Source organism: Paenibacillus sp. FSL L8-0436, from assembly GCF_038593025.1.
GTDB lineage: Bacteria > Bacillota > Bacilli > Paenibacillales > Paenibacillaceae > Paenibacillus_AQ.
In genome coordinates this window covers 2,100,945-2,121,513 of the sequence record NZ_CP151955.1, presented here as the reverse complement: position 1 = coordinate 2,121,513, position 20,569 = coordinate 2,100,945, and the positions used below count along the sequence as shown (strand labels likewise).

Sequence of the window (20,569 nt, the reverse complement as noted above, 5' to 3'; positions counted from 1 at the left end):
TAAAACCTGGGCTAATTCCTCCGACCATTTAGTTTAGATACTTGGTACCTCGTTCTCTTCAATAACAACGTTAGGGGAGATGTTTTTATCTCTCCCCCTTCTGTTAACCCTTTTTTTCCTAGTCTATTTGTTCAAGCAATGAGTAAATGTTCTCTACTTCATCAATATCTAATCCACTAGAACTAAAATCGCTCGCGGTCTTCTCGCTGTGCGCCTGCCCCATGCAGTGGGCAATCAGTCTGCGAAGCTGTTCCGCATAACACGCCATCCAGCATTCCACCGTTTCCCTCCGGTACACGTCTGCCGCATAGTCGCACGTAAACACGAGCTCCCCGCCGATCACCATCCCGTTCAGGCTCAGCTTGTACTCACTGGGGAGGTTCGGGTCGATGCTGGTGCCCGTCCCGTACACCGACGTTTCGAATACGCCAGTGGTCACGTCCCGGTCCAGCTGGCCCAAGTAGTTGAAGCAGATCTCCGGGCGAAGGTCGAACGTCAACTCCTGTTTGTGCTCCGCTGCTGTCATATACTTCAGTACGCCATACCCGAGCCCTTTGTTCGGTACGCTGCGCAGCCCTTCTTTCACCGCCTTGATGCAGTCGGACAACGTCTCGCATGCCCCCAGGTCAAGCAGCGTCGGCACTATCGTTGTAAACCAGCCCACCGTACGGCTGACATCCACCGCTTCCCCGATCTCTTCCCGGCCATGCCCTTCCAGGTCCACCACAAACCGCCGCTCGCCGGTCCATTCCTGCAGCGCCAGGCCCAGCCCCGTCAGCAGGATGTCGTTGATTTCCGTATAGTACGCCCGGCCCGCCTGGTTCAATAACTGCGCCGTCTCTTCCCGTGACAGCCGGATGCTCACCGCTCCGCCGGTTCGCTCCGCTTCCTTGAGCCCTTCGTCCGCTGGCAGCGCCGCAGCCGGCGTCTCCTCGATTCGCTTCCAATAAGCGATTTCATTCAGCTGTTCCTCACTGTCCGCATAACGCGCCAGTGCCTCCGACCACGTCTGGAACGCGTCCGTCTTCTCCGGAAAGCGGATCTCCTCGCCCCGCTCCGCCTGCTCATAACCGGTCTGCACATCTTCGAACAGGATCCGCCACGACACCCCGTCCACCACCAGATGGTGGATGACGATCAGCAGATGATCGCCCTCGCCGGTTTTCATCAGCCCCAGGCGTATCAGCGGCCCCTGCTCCAGGTGCAGCCCCCGCTGCAGCCGCTCGGCTTCCGTCGCAATCCGTGTGTCCACGCCGTTTTCCCCGCGCAAGTCGATCACGTCCAGCCCGAAACTCGCCTCTAGTGGCCCACGGCTCCACTGCACCATGCCCGTAGCTTCTTCCCGATACCTCATCCGCAGCGCATCATGATGCTGGGCGATCCGTTCAAACACACGGTGCAGGACACCTTCGTCGAATCCGCCCCGGCGATGCAGCATGACCGCCTGGTTATAATGGTGCGGCAGCTGCGGCGACCGTTCAAACAACCCTTGCTGGATCGGAGTTAATCGTACTTCGCCTTCTACCGGACGCTGATCGATCTGCCGCGCCAACTTCTGCACATGCGGACTCAGCTCCATGATCGTCGGATACCGGAACAGATCGCGGATCCCCAAGTGCAGCCCATGCCCCCGCAGCCGCGCGGCGATCTGAACGGCTTTGATCGAATCCCCGCCCAGTTCGAAGAAGTTGTCTTGGATCCCGACTTGTCCGACTTGGAGCACGTCCTGCCAAATCGTTGCCAGCTTCGCCTCCGTCTTGCTGCGCGGCGCCACATATTCACTTCCCGCCTGCATCCGTCCTTGCGGCTCCGGCAGCGCCTTGCGGTCGACCTTGCCGTTAGGGCTGAGCGGCAGCTTCTCCAGCTCCACAAAATAAGACGGTATCATGTAATCCGGCAGCTGTGCCGCCAGGTGCGCACGTAGTTCTGCAACCGGAACAGTTTCATCACTTAGGAGATACACACACAAGTACGCCTGCCCTTGCTCGTCCTCGCGGGCCATAACCACCGCTTCGCGGATATGCGCATGCGCCAGAAGCCGCGTCTCGATCTCCCCGCACTCGATCCGGTAGCCGCGGATCTTCACTTGATGGTCGATCCGGCCCAAGTACTCCAGGTTGCCGTCCGGCAGCCATCTCGCCAAATCGCCGGTCCGGTACATCCGCGTCCCCGGCTCGAACGGGTTGTCTACGAATTTCTCCGTCGTCAGCTCCGGCCGGTTGAAGTAACCCCGCGCCAGACCGTCCCCCGCGATGCACAGTTCACCCGCGACGCCCATCGGCTGCAGCCGCCAGTTGTCGTTCACAATGTACAGCTGCGTATTGGCGATCGGCCCCCCAATCGGTACCGCCGCTTCCGCGAAAGTCGAAGCGCTGTCGTAATACGCGACATCGACCGTGGCCTCCGTCGGCCCGTACAGGTTGTGAAGCGTGGCTCCGCTCCCTTCCATTAACTTGTAGAACCCGCTTACATGCTGCGGCTTCAACGCTTCCCCGCTGGCAAATACCCGGCGCAAGCTGCCCAGCTTCTCCGGGCTAAACGCTTGTCCCGCCTGCTCCAGGAAGACGCTCAGCATTGACGGCACAAAATGCATAACCGTGACCCCGTGATGCTTGATCGTTTCGGCCAGCAGCACTGGGTCTTTCTCTCCCTGCGGCGGAAGCATGCAGACCCGGGCCCCGGTCATTCCCCACCAGAACAGCTCCCACACCGAAACGTCGAACGTTATCGGCGTCTTCTGCAATATGAGGTCCTGTTCTCCGATGGGGTAGCGATTCTGCATCCATTGCAAGCGGTTGATGACCGCGCAATGCTCAATCATGACCCCTTTCGGGTTGCCAGTGGTCCCCGAGGTATAGATCACATACGCCAAACACCGGGAATCCGGCTCTAACGGCGGATTGGCCTCGGATTGTGCTTGCCCTCCAGGCGTCAACTCGATGACCGTCCCCTCAAATCCGCATGAATCCTGGCCGGGCTGAATCAGCAGTACTGCCGCGCCGCTGTCCCCGAGCATATACCGGATGCGTTCGGCCGGCAGCGCCGGATCGATCGGCAAGTACGCCCCGCCGGCCTTCAGGATGCCATAAAGCCCTACCATCAGTTCCAGCGAGCGTTCCGCCATAACCGCTACAATCGTTTCTGTCCCCACACCTTGCCCGCGCAGCGTCCACGCCAGCTGGTTCGCCCGCGCGTTCAGCTCCGCATAGGTCAGCTGCTGATCCCCGTACACGACCGCCACCGCATCCGGCGTCTTCTCCACCTGCTCTTCGAACAGACCGTGGATCGTCGCTTCCCGCGGATACTCCGCCGCCGTGTCGTTGAACCCGTGCAACAGCTGCTCTTTCTCCTCTGGCGTGACAAGCTCATACGAGCCGATGCTTGCTTCCGGCTGCCCGGTGATTTGCGACAAGAGCTGCACGAAGTGTATCAGGTACCGCCCGGCTGTCTCCCCGTTGAACAGTGCGCTGCTGTATTCCAGCAACAGCTGAAGTCCTTGCTCGCCATCCGCGACGTTCAGCGTTAAGTCAAACTTCGTCGCCCGGTGGTTCAGCTCGACCGGACGTACGTCAACATCCGCCAGGGTAAAGCGCGCCTGCTCCATGTTCTGCAGTACCAGCATCGTGTCAAACATGGGGTTGCGGCTCATATCGCGCCGTACGTTCAGCTTCTCTACCAGTTCCTCGAACGGATAGTCCTGATGCTCAAACGCCGCCAGCGTCCGCTCCTTCACTTCGCGCAAAAAGTCCATAAACCGCTTCTCCCCGGACGGGGCGTTGCGCAGCGCCAGCGTATTCACGAACATCCCGATCATCGGCTCCGTATCACCATGCGTCCGTCCAGACACCGGCGTGCCAACCACGATGTCGCTCTGCCCCGTGTACTTGTGCAGCCACACGTTATAGGCAGCCAGCAGTACCATGTACAGCGTGGCTCCGGTCTCTGCGGCAATCTGCTTCAACTCCTCGGCTACGTCCGCGCTGATCTGCGCATGAACCTGCCCGCCTTCACTGCTTGGCACCGCCGGACGCGTCCGGTCGGCCGGCAGCTCCAGCACCGGCGCTTCCTCCGCATAGACCGACAGCCAGTACGCCTCATGCCCTTGCATCCGCTCCACCCCGAGCGTGCCCTGCTGCCAGACCGCGTAGTCCTTGTACTGGATCCGCAGCGGCTCCAGCTCTTCGCCGGCATACGCCGCCATGAAGTCCGACACCAGAAGGTTCATCGACACGCCGTCCGACACGATATGATGCATATCCCACACCAGCCAATAGTGCTCCTCTGCCAGTCGCAGCAACCCGGCACGCAGCAGCGGCGCCTGACCGAGTGCGAACGGTTGCACAAAATTCCGGATGAGTTCCGGGGCTTGCCCTTCATCTGCATCCCGGCATACCCATTCAAACACCACGTCTTCGTGTACTTGTTGTCTCGGTTCGCCGTCGATCCACGTGAACGACGTGCGCAGCGATTCGTGACGGGCGATAACCGAGCAAATCGCTTCCTCCAGCCGATCCGCATCCACCTGCCCTGTTAGCTCCATAACCCCCGGCATGTTGTAGCGCGTGCTCTCCGGCTCCACCTCATGCAGCACGTATAGCCGCCGCTGCGCCGAAGACAACGGATAATCCTTGCCCGGCTTCACCGGTTCGATCCGGCCATAGCCGCTTTCCTCCGTGCTGCGCACATAGACCGCCAACGCCTTCACCGTCGGGCGTGCGAACAGCTCCCGCAGCGGCAGCTCCACCGCCAGCTGCTGATGAATGCGCGACACCAGCGTCATCGCTTTCAGCGAGTGACCGCCGCGCTCGAAAAACGAATCACCGATGCCGACTTCGTTTACCCCCAGCACTCCTGCGAACAACTCCGCCAATTGCGTCTCCAGCGCATCCCGCGGCGCTTCATAGCCTTCGCTGTACGCCTCCCGGTCCGGCGCCGGCAGCGCCTTCCGGTCCACCTTGCCGTTAGAGTTCAGCGGCAGCTTCTCCAGCTCCACAAAATAGGAGGGGATCATGTAATCCGGCAGCTGTGTTGCCAGTTGCGCCCGCAGCTCCCGTACCGGAACCGCTTCATCACTTACGAGATACGCACATAAGTACGCCTGCCCTTGCTCGTCCTCGCAGGCCATGACCACCGCTTCGCGGATATGCGCATGCGCCATGAGCTGCATCTCGATCTCCCCGCACTCGATCCGGTAGCCGCGGATCTTCACCTGATGGTCGATCCGGCCCAGGTACTCCAGATTGCCGTCCGGCTGCCATCTCGCCAAATCCCCGCTCCGGTACATCCGCGCACCCGGCTCGAACGGGTTGTCGATGAATTTCTCCGCCGTCAGCTCCGGCCGGTTCAGATAGCCCCGGGCCAGACCGTCGCCCGCTATACATAGTTCACCCGCGACGCCTATCGGCTGCAGCTGCCGGTTGTCGTTCACAATGTACAGCTGCGTATTGGCGATCGGCCCTCCGATCGGCACCGCCGCTTTCGCAAAGGTCGGAGCGCTGTCGTAATACGCGACATCGACCGTGGCCTCCGTCGGCCCGTACAGGTTGTGAAGCGTGGCTCCGCTCCCTTCCATTAACTTGTAGAACCCGCTCACATGCTGCGGCTTCAACGCTTCCCCGCTGGCAAATACCCGGCGCAAGCTGCCCAGCTTCTCCGGGCTAAATGCTTGCCCGGCCTGCTCCAGGAAGACGCTCAGCATCGACGGCACAAAATGCATCACCGTGATGCCGTGAAGTTCTATCGTTTCGGCCAGCACCGCCGGATCTTTCTCTCCCTGCGGCGGAAGCAAGCAGACCTTGGCCCCGGTCATGCCCCACCAGAACAGCTCCCACACCGAAACATCGAATGTTATCGGCGTCTTCTGCAGAATGACGTCCCCTTCTCCGATGGGGTAGCGATTCTGCATCCATTGCAGGCGGTTAATAACCGCGCGATGCTCAATCATCACCCCTTTGGGGTTGCCTGTGGTCCCTGAGGTATAGATCACATACGCCAATCGCCGGGAATTCAGCTCCAGCTCCGAGTTGGCCCCGGATTGTGCTTGCCCTCCAGGCGTCAACTCGATGACCGTCCCCTCAAATCCGCAGGAATCCTGGCCGGGCTGAATCAGCAGTACTGCCGCGCCGCTGTCCCCGAGCATATACCGGATGCGTTCGGCCGGCAGCGCCGGATCAATCGGCAAGTATGCCCCGCCGGCCTTCAGGATGCCATAAAGCCCTACCATCAGCTCCAGCGAGCGTTCTGCCATCATCGCTACAATCGTTTCCGGCCCCACACCTTGCCCGCGCAGCGTCCACGCCAGCTGGTTCGCCCGCGCGTTCAGCTCCGCATAGGTCAACTGCTGATCCCCGTACACGGCCGCCACCGCATGCGGCGTCTTCTCCACCTGCTCTTCGAACAGACCGTGGATCGTCGCTTCCTGCGGATACTCCGCCGCCGTGTCGTTGAACGCATGCAGCAGCTCTTGCTTCTCCTCTGGCGTGACAAGCTCATACGACCCAATGCTTGCTTCCGGCTGCCCGGCGATTTGGGACAAGAGCTGCACGAAGTGCATCAGGTACCGCCCAGCTGTCTCCTCATTAAACAGCGCGCTGCTGTATTCCAGCAACAGCTGAAGTCCTTGCTCACTCTCCGCGACGTTCAGCGTCAGGTCAAACTTCGCCGCCCAGTGCTCCAGCTCGACCGGACGAACGTCAACATCCGCCAGGGTAAAGCGCGCCTGCTCCATGTTCTGCAGCACCAGCATCGTGTCGAATAAGGGATTGCGGCTCATATCGCGCCGTACGTTCAGCTTCTCTACCAGTTCCTCGAACGGGTAATCCTGATGCTCGAATGCCGTCAGCGTCCGCTCCTTCACTTCGCGCACGAAGTCCATAAACCACTTCTCCCCGGACGGGGCGTTGCGCAGTGCCAGCGTGTTCACGAACATCCCGATCATCGGCTCCGTATCACCATGCGTCCGTCCCGACACCGGCGTCCCGACCACAATGTCGGTCTGCCCCGTGTACTTGTGCAGCCACACGTTATAGGCGGCCAGCAGCACTATGTACAGCGTGGCTCCGGTCTCTGCGGCAATTCGTTTTAGGACCTCAGCTACGTCCGCGCTGATCTGCGCATGAACCTGCCCGCCTTCACTGCTTGGCACCGCCGGACGCGTCCGGTCGGCCGGCAGCTCCAGCACCGGCACTTCCTCCGCATAGACCGACAGCCAGTACGCCTCATGCCCTTGCATCCGCTCTACCCCGAGCGTGTCCTGCTGCCAGACCGCGTAGTCCTTGTACTGGATCCGCAGCGGCGTCAGCTCCCCGCCGGCATACGCCGCCATGAGGTCCGACACCAGAAGGTTCAGCGACACGCCGTCCGACACGATATGATGCATGTCCCACACCAGCCAATAGTGCTCCTCTGCCAGCCGCAGCAGCCCAGCCCGCAGCAGCGGCGCCTGATCCAAGGCGAACGGCCGCACGAAGTTCCGGATGAGCTCCCGAGCTTGCACTTCATCTGCCTCCCGGCATCCCCATTCAAACGACACATCTTCGTATACCTGTTGTCTCGGTTCGCCGTCAATCCACCTGAACGACGTGCGCAGCGATTCGTGACGGGCGATAACCGAGCGAATCGCTTCCTTCAACCGATCCGCATCCACCTGCCCTGTTAGCTCCATGACACCCGGCATGTTGTAGCGCGTGCTCTCCGGCTCCACCTCATGCAGCACGTATAGCCGCCGCTGCGCCGAAGACAGCGGGTACGATGCCTGCGCCGCTGCCGGCTCGATCCGGCCGTAGCCGCTTTCCTCCGTGCTGCGCACATAGACCGCCAACGCCTTCACCGTCGGACGCGCGAACAGCTCCCGCAGCGGCAGCTCCACCGCCAGCTGCTGATGAATGCGCGACACCAGCGTCATCGCTTTCAGCGAGTGACCGCCGCGCTCAAAGAACGAATCGCCGATGCCGACTTCGTTTATCCCCAGCACCTCTGCGAACAACTCCGCTAATTGCGTCTCCAGCGCATCCCGCGGCGCTTCATAGCCTTCGCTGTACGCCTCCCGGTCCGGCGCCGGCAGCACCTTGCGGTCGACTTTGCCGTTAGGGGTCAGCGGCAGCTTCTCCAGCTCCACAAAGTAGGACGGGATCATGTAATCCGGCAGCTGTGTTGCCAGTTGCGCCCGCAGCTCCGGTACCGGAACGGATTCGTCGCTTACAAGATACGCGCACAAGTACGCCTGTCCTTGACCATCCTCGCGGGCCATGACCACCGCTTCGCGGACATGCGCATGCGCCATAAGCTGTGCTTCGATCTCCCCGCACTCGATCCGGTAGCCGCGGATCTTCACTTGATGGTCGATCCGGCCCAGGTACTCCACATTGCCGTCCGGCAGCCATCTCGCCAAATCCCCGGTCCGGTACATCCGCGTCCCCGGCTCGAACGGGTTGTCCACGAATTTCTCCGCCGTCAGGTCCGGCCGGTTGAAGTAACCCCGCGCCAGACCGTCCCCCGCGATATACAGCTCACCAGCGGTGCCCATCGGCTTCAGCTGCAAGTCGTCACCTACAATGTACAGCTGCGTATTGGCAAGCGGCTTGCCGATCGGCACCGCCGCTTCCGCGATGAGTGGCTTGCAATCAAAATAAGAAACCTCAGCTGCTTCCGTCGGCCCGTACAGGTTGTGAAGCGTGGCTCCGCTCCCTTCCATTAACTTGTAGAAACCGGCCACATGCTGCGGCTTCAACGCTTCTCCGCTGGCAAATACCCGGCGCAAGCTGCCGAGCTTCTCCGGGCTAAATGCTTGCCCGGTCTGCTCCAGGAAGACGCTTAGCATCGACGGCACAAAATGCATCACCGTGACCCCGTGACGCTCGATGGTTTCGGCCAGCACCGCTGGATCTTTCTCTCCCTGCGGCGAAAGCATGCAGACCCGGGACCCGGTCATTCCCCACCAGAACAGCTCCGACACCGAAACGTCGAACGTTATCGGCGTCTTCTGCAGAATGACATCTTCTTCTCCGATGCGGTACCAATTCTGCATCCACTGCAGGCGGTTAATAACCGCGCGATGCTCCATCATGACCCCTTTGGGGTTGCCTGTGGTCCCCGAGGTATACATCACATACGCCAAATGCCGGGAATCCAGCTCTAGCGGCGGGTTGGCCACGGATTGTGCATGCCTTCTGGAAGTCAACTCGATGACCGCGCCCTCAAATCCGCATGGATCAAGGCCAGCGTCAATCAGCAGCGCTTCCGCGCCGCTGTCCCCGAGCATGTATTGGATGCGCTCTTTCGGGTATGCCGGATCGATCGGCAAGTACGCCCCGCCGGCCTTCAGGATGCCATAGATCCCTACAATCAGTTCCAGCGAGCGTTCCGCCATGATCGCCACAATACGGTCCGGCCCCACACCTTGCCCGCGCAGCGTCCACGCCAGCTGATTCGCCCGCGCATTCAGCTCCGTATAAGTGAGCTGCTGTTCCCCGTAAACAACCGCCACCGCATCCGGCGACTTCTCCACCTGCTCCTCGAACAGACCGTGGATTGTCGCTTCCCGCGGATACTCCGCCGCCGTGTCGTTGAATCCAACTGTAAGTTGACGGGTCCCCTCTTCATCTAATAGACGGATATCTTGCATCATGAGACTAGGCTCCCCAAGGATATCCTGAAGCATGACATTAAAAGAGCTAAATATCTGTTCTACAATTCCATCCGAATGGTCAGCTTTGTAATCAAAAGCCAATTCGAGTTCACCAGTCAGAGACCAGTCTTTAATCATAAGCTGAAATGGATAAAATTGATGCCCATTGTAAACCTCGTTCGCTTTTACAGTCAGGTTTGCCAAATTCGTCACAAGTCTGGTGCCAAGATTATTTACAACAACAGAAAATAGCTGATCTATTCCCCTTTTGCGCAGTTCTAATTCTTGCACCAGATTATCGTAAGGATATTTTTGATGAAAGTAACATGACATCAATTCCTGCTGTACTTCCCTGCTAAACGAGTCGAAGCTCTGCATAGCATTGACTTGAACCCGAAGCGGCATCGTACTGGCAAACATACCAATTACAGATTTTTCTTTCACTCCGGAACGGTTTAAGACCGGAGTCCCAATGACTAAGTCGCTTTGCCCTGTAGTCCGATTCAAATAGGCGAGCATTAACGAAACAAACCAGGCGTTTAGTGAAACCCGGTTCTCATCAAGTTTTCCCCTGATCTGGTCAGAAAGCTCTTTGTTCAGTAGGAATGATTTCCGTGTACCGGCCGAATCACTGGTGACCCCTTTGGAAGTTCCCATAATCGTGGGGGACTCAAAGTTCTGATAACGGTTTAACCAAAACTGCTTGTCTTTTATGTACCGGTTAGACCTTAAATAATTTTCTTCATGATCTGCAAAATCAAGAAAATTGCTGGACCTGCCAACCGGATTGTTTTCGCCTTTCGCCAGCTTTTCATAAATTTCCAGTGTATCTTGAAGCCATGCTTGCCCTGACCATCCATCAGCAATGATGTGATGTGCCTTGATTAAATATCCCAACTCATCGTCACTGATTTTGAAGAGGGCTACGTAATATAAAGGGTTATTCTCGAATTGGAAGGGGATTGCCGCTTGCTGCTGCGTCCAAAGCTCAAGCGCCTCATTAGGGTTATTTGAAGTACTGAAATCGATTAGTGGGAACGGGGTTTTATGATGGGGCACATAATATTGATAGGGCTCACCGTCCTGGTTGCGGGAGATTCGCAATCCAAAGCCTGCGTGGTTGCTAAGATTATAGTGGATGGCTGCTTCAATCCACTCTAAATTCGCTTCTCCTTTAAAAATAAAATACAGCGTTATATTATTGAGCGAAGTGTCAGGATAATGCTGCTCCATCATCCAAATTCTCTTCTGTGCGTGCGTTAATGGAAATGCAGATTCGCTCCCGCTTAACGGTCTCATACAAGTAGTCCCCCTCATTAATTATGCTGACTCTGAATGAACTGCATGCTTCTGAAGGCAACCGCAAACCAATCTGAGAAAGTGAGGTCGAATTAGGCAGTATGATGATTGGCCTGGAATATAGGTTCTTGTTGTAAAAACACATCTTGTTGCGATTAGCGGAAATTGAGAGCCTTCATAAGAGCCTCTATAACCAATTGCGAATGACTATGAATAAAAAAATGATCTCCATCAAAACCAACATACTTGCAAGCGTTATCAGATATTTGGTCCCACTCTTCTATATCTCCTGACAAGGTGTCATCCTTGTAACCGAAGAATATGTAGACGTCACACCCAAGTTTACTGTTTCTTTCTTTGAACATATGAGTCTCTGACAACCGGAAATCCGACCTGATAATAGGCAAAAAAAGATCCATCAATTCCGTATTATCAAAAAACTGCGGCGGCGTTCCGCCTAATTCCATTAAGTGCCGCTTAAACTCTTCATCCGGGAGCGTGTGAACGATAGTTTCATCCTTGTCTGGTACATGCGGAGCAGATCTTCCTGAGAAAAAAACGACATCAGGCTCCTTATACCCCCCACTTTTCAGTTGATGAATCGTTTCATAGGCAAGATTTGCCCCCAAGCTATGCCCGAAAATCCCATAGGGAGCTCCACTTAATTGCGGCACAATAATCGATGTAATATCTTCAACTGCTTCTTCAAAAGATCGATAAAACGGCTCGTGCACTCTCCTGCCTCTGCCAGCTAACTCCACAGGAATAATCTCAGCGATTCCGTTTAAATGGCTTGACCATTGACTGTAGAAGAAGGCCGAACCACCTGCATAAGGTATACAGAATAATTTCATAGTCCATCTCTTTCATGTTTTATTAATAATTGAAAGAAAATTCCAATTAACTGAGGATATCCAGACTAGACCCCTCCAGCCCGCATCAGCGGGGCTGGAGGAATCTTGATATGTGGCAACTTGCTGAAATTCAGCTATCCGCTGCCTGCCTGGAAAGATATACAACTAATATTGAGGTTCTTCGGAACAACTCTACTGCATTTGTTCCGGACTGTCCGCTTGCGGATTTTCAGCTTGTCCGTGAAAAGATATCAGCGATTGCTTCAAGCTCTCTGCCAGTTCCTCCAGCTGCTTGGACAGCGCCACCAGTTCGCCGCTTACCGTCAATTGCCGCGAAGACATCGCCGCCACTTCCTCTGTAGATGCACTGGTCTGCTGCACCACAGAACGGACACTGCCCATCGACTCGCCAAGACGTGCCTGGAAAACGGTCAACTCAGAAACCGCAGCCGACGATTGTCCCAGGTATTCAATGAAGTCTTCCATTTCCTTGCGTACAGCCGCGAAAATCTGAGACGATTCCCGCACCGAACCGATCTGCTCGCTGAACAGCGGCACGGCTTCGCCCACCACCTTGACGGTGTCCTCGATACTCCGCCCGATCTCCTCCGTAATTTGCGAGACGGAGGCAATCGATTGGCTGGACTGGCCGGCCAGGGCGCGGATTTCGTCGGCGATAACAATAAAGCCTCTGCCGGCCGCTCCGGCACGGACTGCTTCAATGGAAGCATTAAGCGCCAGAATATTGGTCTGCTTGTTCATGGCAATCATAGGCGCCAGAATATTGCGGATCAAATGAGTGCTTTCCTGCAGCTTGGCCGAATTCTCTTCAATCAGCCGCATCATCTCCACCGTCGACTCACTTTGTGCAACCAGTGTCTTCATCAGCGCCGCTCCCTGCTCGCTGACTGCGATCACTTTCTCGGCTGCCGCATCCATTACCCGGTTAATCTGGTCCACCTCATGCATCTTGCCGCCCATCAGCTCCACATCATGGTTGCTGCTCTCGGCTTCCGCCGCCAGACTGGCAGCACCTTGGGCAATTTCATCCGTGGCTACCGCCAGCTCACGGGCGTGGTCCGAGATCGTTGCCGAAGCATGAACCAGCTGTTCGGATGTCGCCAGAACCTCTGTCGCCGAAGCGCCGCTCTGGCCGGCCAGCCGGGAAATCTGCTCCATCATTTGGTTGAAGCTATGTCCAAGCCGGCCGATTTCATCGCGGCCCTTGAAGTTGGTACGAACATTAAGGTTGCCTTGCTCCCCTTCCTCCATCAGCCGGGCCAGCTTACCGAGCGGCCGGCCAATCAGACGGACCAGCACATAGCCGATCAAGAGAGCAATCAGCGCCGCCGCGAGTACTACGAGCAGTGTAATGTACAACAGGCGTTCGGCCGACTTGGTGAAATCACTGACCGGCGCATAGCCAAGCAGTGTCCAACCACCTGTGGTCAGCGGCTGGTACACCGCCAGTTGCTCTGTTCCGGCTTCATCGTCTGCCATAAAGGAACGATCCAATTCTTGGCCCGGCTGCGGCTCGACCTCTGCCCTCGAGGGCTTGATGAATGAGGTCTGCTCCAATTGAGCATCATCCTTCGCATACACAACCTCTCGGTCAGCATCAAGGATGCGCAGCTCACCGTCTTCTCCGATGCGCAGATTCGCTAACATGTCGTTGAGAGAGCTTCGCTTGATCTCAATCAGCATATAATATTCCGCTTGCGGATTTTGCATATTGCGCAGAAGCCGTCCCATCGTGAGAGAAGCTTCCGAGTATGTATCGAAGAAACCCGTCGGCCGGACCGGGAACCACACTGGATTGCCCTTGGCCTCGTCAATCTGCTTGAATCTCGCCAGGATCCCTTCATCGGTGCGGATCCCCGTAATGCCCGAGGTTTTATAAGATTCAACTTCGGCGAGGCTGCGGGAAACAAGCCGGATGCCCAATAGACGATCATCGGAGCTTTTGACTGCATCCAGCTTGCTGTTGATACGCCCTTCGGCGGCAACCTTAGCCACGATCCCGATACCGGGATCATTTACCGCCTCCAGATCTGCCTTGAGCGCCTGATCTACGGCAAATTGCCGCGAGAGCGCTTCATACTCGACAAAGAGGAAATCCAGTTTATCAGCGGCCTGGACAATCGCTTGCGATGAAGCAGCAGCTACTTCATCGGTAATAATACCTTTGGCGGCGTAATAAGAAGTCAAACCAAGCACGGAGGACAACAACAGAATGGTACTGAACAGGATTACAAATAATTTGACGCCAACCGATTGCAGATGCAGGCTTCGCTGCCGTTTCATAAGTCTACTCTCCCATAGAATAAAATAACGCCACATTAGTGGGTTTTATCCTTGAAACCTAATTAGGTGCCCAGCTGAAGTCCCTGAATAACTCCACAAAGTGGTGATTTGCCTGGATGCCGGTTCAGATCCTTTGCGAGGGCCCCGCTATTAAACCCCATAAATTAAATAAAAATACATAAGACAAGGTACACCCTTCGCAGTCAAATGAAGGCTGTACCTTGTTTTCGTTAAATCGCGCAAAGTGGCAAAGGGCCTGATTAACCCTTGCTCGCCCCAGCCGTCAACCCTTCGACGAGCAATTTTTGCAAGAAGCCAAAGAGAATCATGATCGGAATAGAGATCAGTACAGCGCCTGCCGCAAAAGTCGTGAAATTGGAGTTCTGATTCGAATCCACCATGTCCCACATACCGACGGCAACGGTCCATTTATCCTTGGTCCGCAGAATGAGTCTTGCAAAGATAAAGTCAACCCACGGTCCGACAAATTGGGTAAGCGCCATGTAGGTAATCATCGGTCTCGACAAAGGCAGAATAATTCTCCAGAAGATTCCAAAGTTACTTGTTCCGTCAATGCGGGCAGCTTCGTCCAGCGAACGCGGTATCGTATCGAGGAACCCTTTCGCGATTAGAGTCCCGCCTAGCGGAGCACCGGCTGCATATACGATAATCAGAGCCAGATGTTTATCCAGCAGATCAAACTCTTTCAGCAGCAAATAGATGGCAATCATACTCATGAAGCCTGGAAACATTCCAAGCACCAGCAGTCCGGACATGGTGGTCTTCCGCGCCTTGAATCTGAACCGGGAAACTGCATAGCTTGTAAGCAATGTCAAGAAAACGCCCAGGATCATTGAGAACAAGGCAATCTTAAACGTATTAAGCCACCAGGTAGGGAACAGCAGGGTGTTATCATAGAATAGCGCCCGGTAATGTTCAAGCGTAAACGTTTCAGGAATCAGTGTTTTACTGTAAAGGGATTTGCCCGGCCGCAGCGACGATAACAGAATCCAAATGGCAGGATAGAGTGCTGTAACAGACAGAATCAGCAACATCAAATAACTTAATCCGAGCCGTATTTTTGTTTTAATTTTTGCTCCGCTCATTGGATCATGTCCTCCTCCTGGAATGATTTCGACCGCCGGTAATTGTAAAGCGAGAAGCTGGCTACGATCAAGAAGATAATGATTCCGACCGCAGATGCCATGTTATATTTGTTCTGGTCAAGCGTGAGCTTGTAAAGCCACGTCACGAGCAAGTCGGTGGAACCGGCGTACTGATAATCCCCATTTGGGGGACTACCGCCTGTTAACAGGAAGATCGCATTAAAGTTATTGATGTTGCCTGCAAACTGGGCAATCAGTGTAGGCGCCGTCGAGAACAGCACCATAGGCAATGTTATGATGCGGAATTTCTGGTAGTTGGTCGCCCCATCCACTTCGGCCGCTTCATACATATCGCGCGGAATCGTTGTCAGAACCCCCATAATCAGCAGCATGGATACCGGAATACCGACCCACAAGTTAACCACGATAACCGTTACTTTGGCCCAGAATGGATCCGTTAGCCAAGGAAGGCCACCGAGCCCGAAAAATTTTAGATATTGGTTAACTGGACCAAACTGGCCGTTGAACAGGTTACGCATGAGCAGAAGGGAGATCATCTGCGGAATAGCATATGGAACAATCAGAATAGCTCTCCAGAAGCCCTTGAAACGAATGCCTTTCTGGCTGACTAGCATCGCGACCAGCATACCGCCGAAATAGGTAGTAACCGTAGACAAGATCGCCCAGATAATAGTCCAAGTAAGTACCCCGTAAAAGGTCTGGCTCCATGATTTAAGTACCACCAGATTACGGAATGTTTCAAAGCCAACCCAATCTACCAGCTTGGCCGGAGGCATATGGTTAGGCGCGGCATAGTTCGTAAACGCCAGCATGATCATGAAGATGATCGGCATTACTGTAAATAACAGAATACCTACAGACGGCAGGATAAGAAATGTCTGCGCAAACTTGTAATCGAGGATATAACGGATGCTCTGTTTAAATGTAGCCGGAGTATGGCCTGCGTCTCGCGCAGCTCCAGTCTTTTGGGCATCTCGAATGTTCATATACCACGCAAGCAGAAACAGAACAAAGAATATAATTGTAATCAAACTCTGAATTAGAATAAATATAGAATGATCACCTTTGACCAATCTGGCAATCCCTTTGACCTTCTCAAAATGTTGGGAGGTTGTACCCAAGGTAACGATACCCCAGAACGCCCGTCCCAGCTTCTCAATAAAGTAAACTAAGCTTAATGCCTCTACAATCAAAAAAATAAAACCTTTGATAAATTGGCGGTTATATATTTGTCCCAATCCCATAAACAATGTAGACAGTATCGTTGCTGTTCTAGTATGGTGTCGCTGCATTTCCCTTCCGTTCTCCTCTCCTGGGAAATCAGAGAATCGCCCGCCGCTACCAGGCGGCGGGTGATTTGATTTCATAAATATACTGACTGTTGGAATAGACCTGCAGATGTTTACTTCGAAGCGCCGTTGTTCAGATCTTTGATCTGTTGGGCTGCTTTGTCCATTGCAGTCTTAGGGTCTACGCCTTTGTCCCAGATTTCCGGCAGGGCTGCATTTACAGGACTCCATACATTGCCCATTTCAGGAATGGAAGGCATTGGCTGGGAGTTGTTAGCCTGTTCAGCAAAAACGGATACATAAGGGTCATCCTTGATTTGCGGGTCTTCCAGAGCCTCCAAATTGGTTGGAATCGATCCGACCAGTTTGTTCAGCTTAAGCTGGGCATCCTTGCTGGAAGCGAACTCAGCATAGAGCTTGGCGGCATTTGGATATTGCGTATACGCGTTAACCGCGAAGATCTTGAAGCCGGCCAAGGAGATGGCAGTTTTTCCACCGACAGTCGGCAGCGGTGTCAGTCCCAGATTGTCGCCCAGAGCCTTTTTGTATCCGGCCAGTTCCCAAGGTCCGTTGATATCCATTGCGACATCGCCGGAGTTGAAGAGACTGCGCTTAATATCCGGGTTAATATCGCCACTGTTGATTGGCAGAATTTCTTTCAGTTTCTTAAATTCACTCAAGCCTTGGATTGCGCCGTCGGTATTGATCCCGATATCGTCTTTGTTCGTGCCTTTATCCCCGAAGAGATAACCGCCGTTGGAAGCGATGAACGGATAGTCGAAATACATGTTGCCGACTTCCCACATGATTCCATACCGGTTTTTGGATTTGTCGGTGAAGGTTTTGCCGAAGGCGAGTACATCATCAAAGCTCTTAGGCGCTTCAGTAACAAGGGACTTATTGTAGTACAAAGCATAAGTTTCAGCTGCACGCGGGTAGCCGTACAGGAGACCGTCATAGCTGGCACCGGTAATCGAGGATTCTGTATTGTTCTTTACTGTTTCTTGCTCGAACACATCGTTTGGAAGCAAAAGCTGTGCACTTGCTGCTCTGCCCAGGTTGTCATGCGGAATCAGAATAACGTCGGCAGCCAAACCGGAAGGACCGTCTTGGGACAGCTTGGTAACTTGCTGTACCGGTGACAACTCTTCAATTTTTACCGGAACATTGTATTTTTCAGTGAATTCCTTCGCGATTGCGTCTGTAAAGGCTCTTTCTTCCTTACTTTCCCATACGGTCAGGGTTGCGCCATCTTCCGGGGTGATTTGTGTGGTTTCGGCGCCAGTGTTGTCTGTGCCTGCGTTTCCGGCCGGAGCCGTGCTTTCTGATGGTGCGTTCGTTGCGGTTGAGTTGCTGCCCCCGTTATTTCCGTTGTTGTTAGATCCGCAGGCAGTAACAGAAAGTGCCATAGACGCTGCGGCGGTAAGAACCATAAGCTTTTTCAACTTCATGCTTTAACCCCTCCTAATTTGTGTACGCTTGCCAACAATGATCCTGCAGAACTTGCGCAAACGATTTCAGAAGATCCAAAAAAAATGTCTGTTTTATTCTTTCAACCTTCTGTATCCGCTTTAGTCAAGTTCTAGAAAGCGCTTCATTACTTAATTTATAATACAACAGGAATCTTAATTGTTAAAACGTTTGCACATGGTATATTCGTCCATTTTCGGTTATTTATCCATGATCATAATACAATATATCCCTTATTCGCAAGATTACTCTTATTTTCTTTTGTTTTCTTCAATCTCAAGTCAATCATTTGTTTTTATAAACAATTTATAGCCACACTTATCTCCTCTAAAGAATTTTTTGAAAATCAGGTCACCGTAAAAGAACCTGATCGCAAGTGAATAATTGTGCAATGGTTTGAACAATAGTATTGAACGGCTATTTATTCCGTGCTATAATCCAAACCATTATGAGCAGCTTGATCTGTTGGAAGCAGCAGAAGCATCCGCCCTTTGTTCTTTTATAACTAAAAGGCAATGTTACTTGACACAGGTACAACCTCGGAACTATCTCTTCGGCGGCGGTTGTGCCTCTTTGCTATGGGCGAATGTAAGGGCGATATTGTGCAATCGTGGCACAATGTTTGCGCACCGCGGGCACATGTCCGTATATCACCCCTTAAGTTCCTTATATATCCACTTCATGCAAATTGCGCATAATGCACCGTCTTAGTTCTGCAATTGGGATTCCACAACACAAACCAACTTTTTAGGAGGAATTATCATGTTATTGGAAGCTGTATACCACCGTCCACGCTTGAATTGGTCTTATGCCTATGACCGCCAAACCATCCATCTTCGTCTACGTGCCAAAAAGGGAGATTTGACAGAGGTGTTCGCCTGGGCCGGCGATAAATATGCCTGGGATGCTACTAAAGAATTGATTCCGATGAAGCTTTTCACTTCGGATGCGATGTTTGATTATTGGGAATGCGAGTCGGTTCCCCTGTACCGCAGGCTGAAATACGGTTTCCTGCTGCAAAAAGGTCATGAGCGGATCTGGATGACGGAAAGCGACTTTCAGACAGAACGTCCGGCGAATCCGAACCGGCTGTTTGAATTTCCGTACATAAACCCTGTAGATGTGTTCGCACCGCCGGCATGGGTGAAGGACGCTGTCTTCTATCAGATCTTTCCGGAGCGCTTTGCGAACGGTGATCCCAGTCTGAATCCAGAGAATGTGCAGCCATGGGGCAGTACGCCTACACCGGAAAATTTCTTCGGCGGAGATCTTCAAGGAGTCATTGACCATCTGGATCATTTGACCGAGCTTGGCATTACCGGCATCTATTTCACTCCCATCTTCGCGGCGACTACCAACCATAAGTATGATACAGAGGACTATATGAAGGTTGATCCGCATTTCGGTGATGTGAAGACACTCAAAAAACTCGTCGATGCCTGCCATGAACGCGGCATTCGCGTGCTGCTGGACGCCGTGTTCAATCATTCAGGCAGAACCTTTGCCCCATTCGTTGATGTGCTGGAGAACGGAGAGAACTCCCGCTACAAGGACTGGTTCCATGTCCGCGAATTCCCGCTGCAGGTGGTGGACAACATCCCGAATTATGATTCCTTTGCCTTCGAACCGCTGATGCCAAAGCTGAATACAGAGAATCCTGAAGTTAAAGAATATTTGCTGAATGTAGCTGAATACTGGATTCGTGAGGTAGGCCTTGACGGCTGGCGTCTGGACGTTGCCAATGAGGTCGATCATGAATTCTGGCGCGACTTCCGCAAAGTAGTAAAACGCGCAAATCCCGAAGCTTATATTTTGGGTGAAATCTGGCATGAATCTGCCCCTTGGCTGGAAGGTGATAAATTCGATGCGGTAATGAACTATCCATTCACCGATGCCGTAATTGATTTCTTCGTCTCCGGCACGCTTGACGCCGAAGCTTTTGCCAATGCCATCGGCAAGCAGCTGTCGCGTTACCCGCTGCAGGCCAGTGAAGTGGCCTTCAATCTGCTGGACAGCCATGATACACCGCGCCTCTTGACCTTGGCCGGAGGAGACAAGAACAAGCTGAAACTGGCCACATTGTTCCAGTTCACCTTTATGGGCACGCCGTGCATCTACTACGGCGCTGAAATTGGCATGGATGGCGAAGGCGATCCGGGCTGCCGCAAATGCATGGAGTGGGATCCCGAGAAGCAGGACCGCGAGCTGTTCGGCTTTTTCCGCAAGCTGATTGAGATCCGCGGCAGCCATCCTGCACTCCGCACCGGCGCCCTCACCTTCCTGGAGGCGGCCCCGCAGGGCAGCAAGCTGGCTTATGAACGCAGTCTTGGCGATGATATTATCATCGTACTGATGAACACAGAAGGGACAGGCCAGACTTTCCACATTGGCGTAGAAGAACGTCAATGGGAGAACCTGTTCACTGGCGAATCCTTGCGCGCTGAGCGTGGCAAGCTGTCAATTAAGCTGCCAGCATACGGCTATACCGTCATTAAGGCGGTAGTATAACAAGCTCCATCAATTCAATCCAGACCTGATATCATTCATAAATAAAAAACGGCACTCTTCGCGATGAAGAGTGCCGTTTTCGTTATGTGGCTA

The 20,569-nt window shown here is 53.9% G+C and carries 7 protein-coding genes; 1 reads left to right on the top strand and 6 read right to left on the bottom strand.

Annotation, left to right across the window (positions count from 1 at the left end; genetic code table 11):
• Positions 1–118: 118 nt before the first annotated feature.
• The 6 genes from NSS79_RS09520 to NSS79_RS09495 form a co-directional block, all read right to left on the bottom strand.
• On the bottom strand, positions 119–10,924 hold the full coding sequence (locus NSS79_RS09520) for an amino acid adenylation domain-containing protein (RefSeq protein ID WP_342439156.1): 10,806 nt from the start codon (positions 10,922–10,924) through the stop codon (positions 119–121).
• Between the two features lie 155 nt (positions 10,925–11,079).
• Complete coding sequence (locus NSS79_RS09515) at positions 11,080–11,778, bottom strand: thioesterase domain-containing protein (RefSeq protein WP_076113095.1); 699 nt, start codon at positions 11,776–11,778, stop codon at positions 11,080–11,082.
• Positions 11,779–11,970: 192 nt separating this feature from the next.
• Positions 11,971–14,082: a methyl-accepting chemotaxis protein gene (locus NSS79_RS09510; RefSeq protein WP_076113094.1), complete on the bottom strand. Its 2,112-nt coding sequence runs from the start codon at positions 14,080–14,082 to the stop codon at positions 11,971–11,973.
• 260 nt (positions 14,083–14,342) lie between these two features.
• Entirely contained in the window at positions 14,343–15,188 is an 846-nt protein-coding gene (locus tag NSS79_RS09505) for a sugar ABC transporter permease (RefSeq protein WP_076113093.1), read from the bottom strand.
• Positions 15,185–16,501: a sugar ABC transporter permease gene (locus tag NSS79_RS09500; RefSeq protein ID WP_076113092.1), complete on the bottom strand. Its 1,317-nt coding sequence runs from the start codon at positions 16,499–16,501 to the stop codon at positions 15,185–15,187. The genes NSS79_RS09505 and NSS79_RS09500 overlap by 4 nt, the downstream gene beginning before the upstream one ends.
• 110 nt (positions 16,502–16,611) lie before the next feature.
• Positions 16,612–17,949, bottom strand: a complete 1,338-nt coding sequence (locus NSS79_RS09495) for a maltose ABC transporter substrate-binding protein (RefSeq protein WP_076113091.1) — start codon at positions 17,947–17,949, stop codon at positions 16,612–16,614.
• Between the two features lie 781 nt (positions 17,950–18,730).
• Here NSS79_RS09495 and NSS79_RS09490 point away from each other — a divergent pair.
• Positions 18,731–20,476 carry an alpha-glycosidase gene (locus tag NSS79_RS09490; RefSeq protein ID WP_076113090.1) on the top strand — a complete coding sequence of 582 codons (1,746 nt, stop codon included), beginning with the start codon at positions 18,731–18,733 and terminating at the stop codon, positions 20,474–20,476.
• Positions 20,477–20,569 lie beyond the last annotated feature (93 nt).

What these genes read in the sequence shown, in the direction of transcription:
- NSS79_RS09490 (WP_076113090.1), top strand. Translation starts at nt 18,731, where the DNA reads ATGTTATTGGAAGCTGTATACCACCGTCCACGCTTGAATTGGTCTTAT.
- NSS79_RS09520 (WP_342439156.1), bottom strand. Translation starts at nt 10,924, where the DNA reads ATGAGACCGTTAAGCGGGAGCGAATCTGCATTTCCATTAACGCACGCA.
- NSS79_RS09495 (WP_076113091.1), bottom strand. Translation starts at nt 17,949, where the DNA reads ATGAAGTTGAAAAAGCTTATGGTTCTTACCGCCGCAGCGTCTATGGCA.
- NSS79_RS09505 (WP_076113093.1), bottom strand. Translation starts at nt 15,188, where the DNA reads ATGAGCGGAGCAAAAATTAAAACAAAAATACGGCTCGGATTAAGTTAT.
- NSS79_RS09500 (WP_076113092.1), bottom strand. Translation starts at nt 16,501, where the DNA reads ATGCAGCGACACCATACTAGAACAGCAACGATACTGTCTACATTGTTT.
- NSS79_RS09510 (WP_076113094.1), bottom strand. Translation starts at nt 14,082, where the DNA reads ATGAAACGGCAGCGAAGCCTGCATCTGCAATCGGTTGGCGTCAAATTA.
- NSS79_RS09515 (WP_076113095.1), bottom strand. Translation starts at nt 11,778, where the DNA reads ATGAAATTATTCTGTATACCTTATGCAGGTGGTTCGGCCTTCTTCTAC.